Source organism: Mitsuokella sp. AF21-1AC, from assembly GCF_003458855.1.
Classification (GTDB): Bacteria; Bacillota; Negativicutes; order Selenomonadales; family Selenomonadaceae; genus Mitsuokella.
Genome location: NZ_QRVW01000053.1, coordinates 1 through 5,240, shown reverse-complemented (window position 1 = coordinate 5,240; position 5,240 = coordinate 1). Strand labels below are relative to the sequence as shown.

The 5,240-nt window shown below is 57.3% G+C and carries 2 protein-coding genes; one reads left to right on the top strand and one right to left on the bottom strand.

All coding sequences use genetic code 11. The annotated features are described in order from the left end of the window. Positions 1–315 precede the first annotated feature (315 nt). Complete coding sequence (locus tag DWX75_RS11805; protein ID WP_118016507.1) at positions 316–810, top strand: cupin domain-containing protein; 495 nt, start codon at positions 316–318, stop codon at positions 808–810. Here DWX75_RS11805 and DWX75_RS11800 read toward each other — a convergent pair. After that, entirely contained in the window at positions 804–5,126 is a 4,323-nt protein-coding gene (locus tag DWX75_RS11800) for an EAL domain-containing protein (protein ID WP_158558807.1), read from the bottom strand. The two genes, DWX75_RS11805 and DWX75_RS11800, sit on opposite strands and share 7 nt — an antisense overlap. Positions 5,127–5,240 lie beyond the last annotated feature (114 nt).

Sequence of the window (5,240 nt, the reverse complement as noted above, 5' to 3'; positions counted from 1 at the left end):
CTTGATTATATTTCTGTTCAATTTCAACTTGCAATTTACCATAGTATAAATTTGTGTGAATTATATCATATTTATACAGATTTATCGTAGCGGCGCACTTTCCTATCTGATTGTCAGCCGCTTCTTCTGAGTCTGTCCCGTCACATTATCACACAACTTACGGTGTCACTCGAACGGCAGGCATACAATAAAGGCCCGCACCAGAGATTTTTGGTGCGGGCCTTTGCTGTGTGTTGCCGATTTTACTGGCGGAAGGAAGGAAAATACCGTATAATAAATTGTTGCTTACGATGAAAACGCCAGGGAGATGAGACTATGGATCATGAGGAGTGCCGCCGCTATATCGAGATGCTGCAGCTTGAGCCGCATCCGGAGGGCGGATATTATGCCGAGGTTTACACGTCGCACGAACAGCGGCGGCAGGGGACGGATGCGCGGCCGCTGGCAGGCAGCATTTACTACTTGCTCGATGCGGGCGAGGTTTCTGCCTATCATGAGATCGACTGCGACGAGATCTGGTATTACCATGCGGGCTGCGGTGTCGAGGCCTTCCTGTTCTATCCGGACGGCCAGTTTGAGACGGTCCGCCTGGGGCTCGATGTCGCGGCCGGGGAACGCCCGTCGTTCACGGTGCCGGCAGGCAGCATCTTTGCCGCGAGGAACCTTGAGGCAGATGGCTGCACGCTGATAAGCTGCATGACGGCGCCGAAGTTCCGCTATACGGGCTGGCGTCTCGTATCCCTCACGGAGATGCTGGGGGTGTTCCCGCAGCATGAGGCGGTCATCCGCCCCTTCTATCCGGCTCAGTAAGGGAAATGCTTGTGATGCGTCTGATGATGCAGGACTTTTTCTTTGTACATGTTGTGGTCGGCTTCCGCCAGGACGGCATCGATGTTGTCGGCGGACAGCATGGCCAGAGAAAACCCGAAGGAAATACCGATGCTTGCGAGGCGGAAGCGTTCATGCAGCTGTGCATGAATGGCTTCCGCTTCTTTCTTATCCTGCACGGCCTGGATCATGAGGAATTCGTCGCCGCCCATGCGGAAGACGGCATCGGTGGGGCAGGACTGGCAGAGGATGGAGGCCGTGGCCTGGATGAGGCGGTCGCCGGCCTCGTGACCGAACTGGTCGTTTGTCTCCTTGAGGCCGTTGAGGTCGCCGAAGAAGAAGGCATACTGGCGGGCAGGCGGCAGCTTCCTGATGTAGTCCATGAGCCCGCGCCGGTTCATCGTATTCGTCAGGGGGTCGACCTTGCTCAGGCGGTCGATGCTCTGCATCATGTCGCGGTTGCGCAGCAGGATGGAGAAGAAGCGGACGAGTGCCGTGAGGAGCGGCACGGCTTTTTTGAGGTAGTCGGGCTGGGGATTGACGATTTCGAGATATCCGTAGCTGTGGTCGTCGAGGCGCAGGCGGGCAAAGACGAGCTGCTTGAGGTTCGGCAGGCGCGGTGCGTAATCCGCATTGTCCCGGCAGAACTGTTCGATATCCTCGATGACGAATACCGGAGCATGGATGAACTGCTCGTAAATCGGGCGGACCTCTGCGCGCGGGAACGGCTTGATGTGCCTGGAGAGCGGCGGCGCCAGCCGGTTTTCCCAGATGTAGGAAAAATGCAGCAGATCGCCTTCTTCCTCGACGATGACGATATCATCGGCACCGAGCTGATTGCCCAGCCGGTTCATCATCTTGCGGATGCCGTTCTCCGGCTTGAGCTCGTACATGCCGGAGCGGATGATGTCGTTGACGGAAAGCTCCTGGTACAGGACTTTTTCCTGCAGGGCGTGGCGCTGCAGGTAATAATCGAGGTTGATGATCATGCAGAAATGACACCATTTGCCGTTCCAGGGGATGAGGGTATGGCAGAGCAGCAGCTGGGAGTTCGTGACGTGATTGTGGTAGATTCTCGTGTACACCCTGTTGTGGCTGAGCTTTGGCAGGCAGCAGTCCTCGCACGGGACGGTATGGCCGGCCATGAGCTCGTGGCATTTCTTTCCCTGCAGGGGCTCGTCGGGCAGCATGCCGAGCTCTTCGCGTTCGGCCTGGTTCAGATAGAGCACCTCGTACGTTTCGGGGTCAGCGACGATGACGCCGAATTCCATATGATCAAAGATTTCGCGTTCGAGGACGATGTGGTCATTGCTGTAGGGTACGGCACCGTACATCGTTTCTTCCGCATGGTGCATGCGGTTGATCAGGAGACGCAGCAGGCCGTCGATGCTGCGCACCTCGGAGCCGTGTACCAAGGCGTAGTGCATCAGGAGATTGCAGGCATGGCCTTCGAGCTTCGTGATGGCGTGGAGGTTCTGCGTGATCGTCAGGAGGGCCTGCTGGATGGCGTCGTCCTGCTGCCTCTTGTAGATCACGAGGAAACAGCAGCTGCCGATGCGGGCGATGCTGCAGCTGCCGGGCAGGTGCTGCCGCAGGATGTCGAGGATTCTCTGCAGCAGATGCTGCCGGAAGCCTTCGCCGTATGTCAGGCCGATGGCGTCGTATTCCGGCACGTCGAGCAGCAGGCAGGTGTAATCTTCGCCGTGCAGACGGTATTCATCCGCGTACTGCAGGGTATTCTTGATCATGCCGCTGTAGTTCAGCAGGCCTGTTTCCGCATCGAGCAGTTCGGACGTGAGGGCTGCCTGCTGCGCGGTAGCCTCTTTGGGACGCGTGATTGTGACGAGCAGGCCGATGGCCTGGTCATTTTCACAGATCGGGAACTTCGATACCTGTATGTCCTGGAGACGGTGGTCGATGTTCATCTGCTCGGTGAGGTGCAGAAGCGGACGCCCCGACTGCATGACCTGTTCTTCCGTATCGTATGTGCTGGCGGCATGCAGCTGCCAGCCGAGTTCCCCGTCGGTCCTGCCGAGAATATCATCGATGGATGTAACGCCGCGTCCCTTGAGAAAGGCGGCGCTGGCGCCGCGGAACCGGTGCTGGCGGTCCTTCCAGAACAGCTGGATGTCCGTCTCCTGCAGCAGGATCTTCCAGATGGCCTGACTCGGCATGTCCGGGCCTGCGGCGAAGAATTCCTTCGTGATGCCGTAGCTTTCGATCATCTGCCGGATGATATCCCGCCGCTCGGGCTGCCGCCCCATGAGGTCCTGGCACAGGCAGAGCAGCATTTCGCGTGAGGAGGACTTGACGAAGGCAATGCCCGTGAAGAAGAGCCAGCTGTAGCTTCCATCGGACAGCAGGATGCGGAACGGAGCCGACAGGAACGATTGCGGACTGGCCGTCGCCCGTTCGTAGAAATCGGAAGTATCCGTAAACGTCAGGAAGCGTTCGCGGTCTGCCGGATGCACGTACTGGCTGGCAAAACGACGGAAGAACTCGGAAACGCCATGGAACTGGGTGCCGGCGCGCACGCCCGTCAGCGTCTCGACGATCTCGCAAATATCTTGATCGAGATCAAGGTACCAGATGGCATCATACGTCAGGAGGACATTGCGCACGATTTTGTCAAAACGATGTGAATCTTCATCGTCGATATTTTTCTCGGCCGTGATGTTGTAAAGGGATACCTGAAAAACGCTGTTTGGGCCGGAGTGGGCGATCAGCTTTGCCTGAAGGCGGAGGAATTGGCCGTTATCCACATACGTCATGGTTTCCCACTGCCTGGTCCGGATGAGACGGTCGATGAAGCGCCGGAACTTCTGGTTCATCGGGAAGTTCTTGGAACGCAGATTGACATTGACGTGGGTGATATCGGGTGTGCCGATACTGTGCAGCGACTGGAGATAGAGGTCGTTGAGCTGCAGCATGCAGAATTCCTTTGAATTGTCGTAAACAATGGCGATGGGAAGGGGTTGATTGAAATCCACGAGGCCAGCCTGGCTGAGCAGGGCTGCATCCTCGCTGGTTTCCAGCCGCAATCCCTGCTCGAAGCAGAACTGGTGGAATTCTTCGCAGGGCATGGGCTTGCCATAGTAATACCCCTGTATCTTCTCACAGCCAATGCTGCGCAGGAACTCGCACTGTTCCCGCGTCTCCGCGCCTTCGGCCAGCGTGTGGATGGAGAGTTCCTTGGCCATACTCACGAGGTATTTGAGGATTTTCCGGCTCTTTTCCGTGAATGGATGCAGGAACTTCATGTCGAATTTGATGGTATCGAAATCGTAGTCCTTGAGTACATTCAGCGAGGAATAGCCGCTGCCGAAATCGTCGAGCAGTACGGGATACCCGCTCTGCTGGAATTTCTGGAGGCCTTCAAGTACTGGTTCCATCTTGTCGACGAGTGCATTTTCCGTGATCTCGACCTGTATCAGGCCGAGCGGCAGGCCGTATTTTTGCCGGATGGCTTCAGTCGTGCCGAACGGGTCCTGGAACATGAAGTCGAGGCGCGAGAGATTGACGGAAACCGGCAGGGCCGGGAGATTGGCATCAAGGCAGCGGCGTATCATCTTGGCGACAGCGTGCAGGATGTAGGCATCGAGCTTGTGGACGAGGTGGGCTTCTTCGAGCACGGGGATGAAGATTCCCGGCGAGATTGTGCCGTACTGCGGGGACTCCCAGCGCGCGAGTGCCTCGGCACCTGCAAGCTCGCCCGTGAGCGTGCGGATCACCGGCTGCAGGTAGACGCGGATATATCCCTTTTGCAGGGCCTCTTCGAGATGCTCGCGCACGTAATTCTGCATGCGGCTGCGCAGGCCCAGCTGTTCCGTGTAGATGGCGAAGTGGCGCGAGGCATCCTTCTTGATGGTATCGCAGGCAATCTTGGCCTCGCTGTCGAAGATGCCCGTGAGTTCTGCGGCGGAGCGGGGCTCGTCGAGGAAGCGGATGCCGGCCTTCAGGGCGATGTTGGGATTCCCGATGAAGGCCTGCACGTGCTGGCAGGCTTCCGCGATGCGCTCCCGCACATCCATGGCATCGGCCAGCACGGCGAAGTTGTCGGAGCCGATGTGGACGATGAGCTTGTGCGGAAAGGTGCGCAGCAGGATGCCTTCGATGTGCTGCAGGCAGAGATCGCCCTGCCGGAATCCGCGCATGGCGTTGTAGAGATGAAAGTTCGTAATGTTGAAGAAGACCGGGCAGGACTGGATCAGGTGGTGTTCGGTCCATTCCTGCTGCAGCTGCCTGGCAGCTGCCTGAAAAAATTCCTGCCGGCTAGAAAGTCGATTCCTGATATCCATAAGATCCGCGCCCTTCGTTCTGTACGTAAGATGGTTCATGCCTTTCTTCTTGTCTTTCATTGTAACATAAATCGTCAACTACCCGCGACTGAAGTCGCGAGCTTGAGGGAATCT

Bases quoted from the DNA above. Each gene is read 5' to 3' on its own strand.
- DWX75_RS11805 (WP_118016507.1), top strand. From the start codon at position 316: ATGGATCATGAGGAGTGCCGCCGCTATATCGAGATGCTGCAGCTTGAG.
- DWX75_RS11800 (WP_158558807.1), bottom strand. From the start codon at position 5,126: ATGGATATCAGGAATCGACTTTCTAGCCGGCAGGAATTTTTTCAGGCA.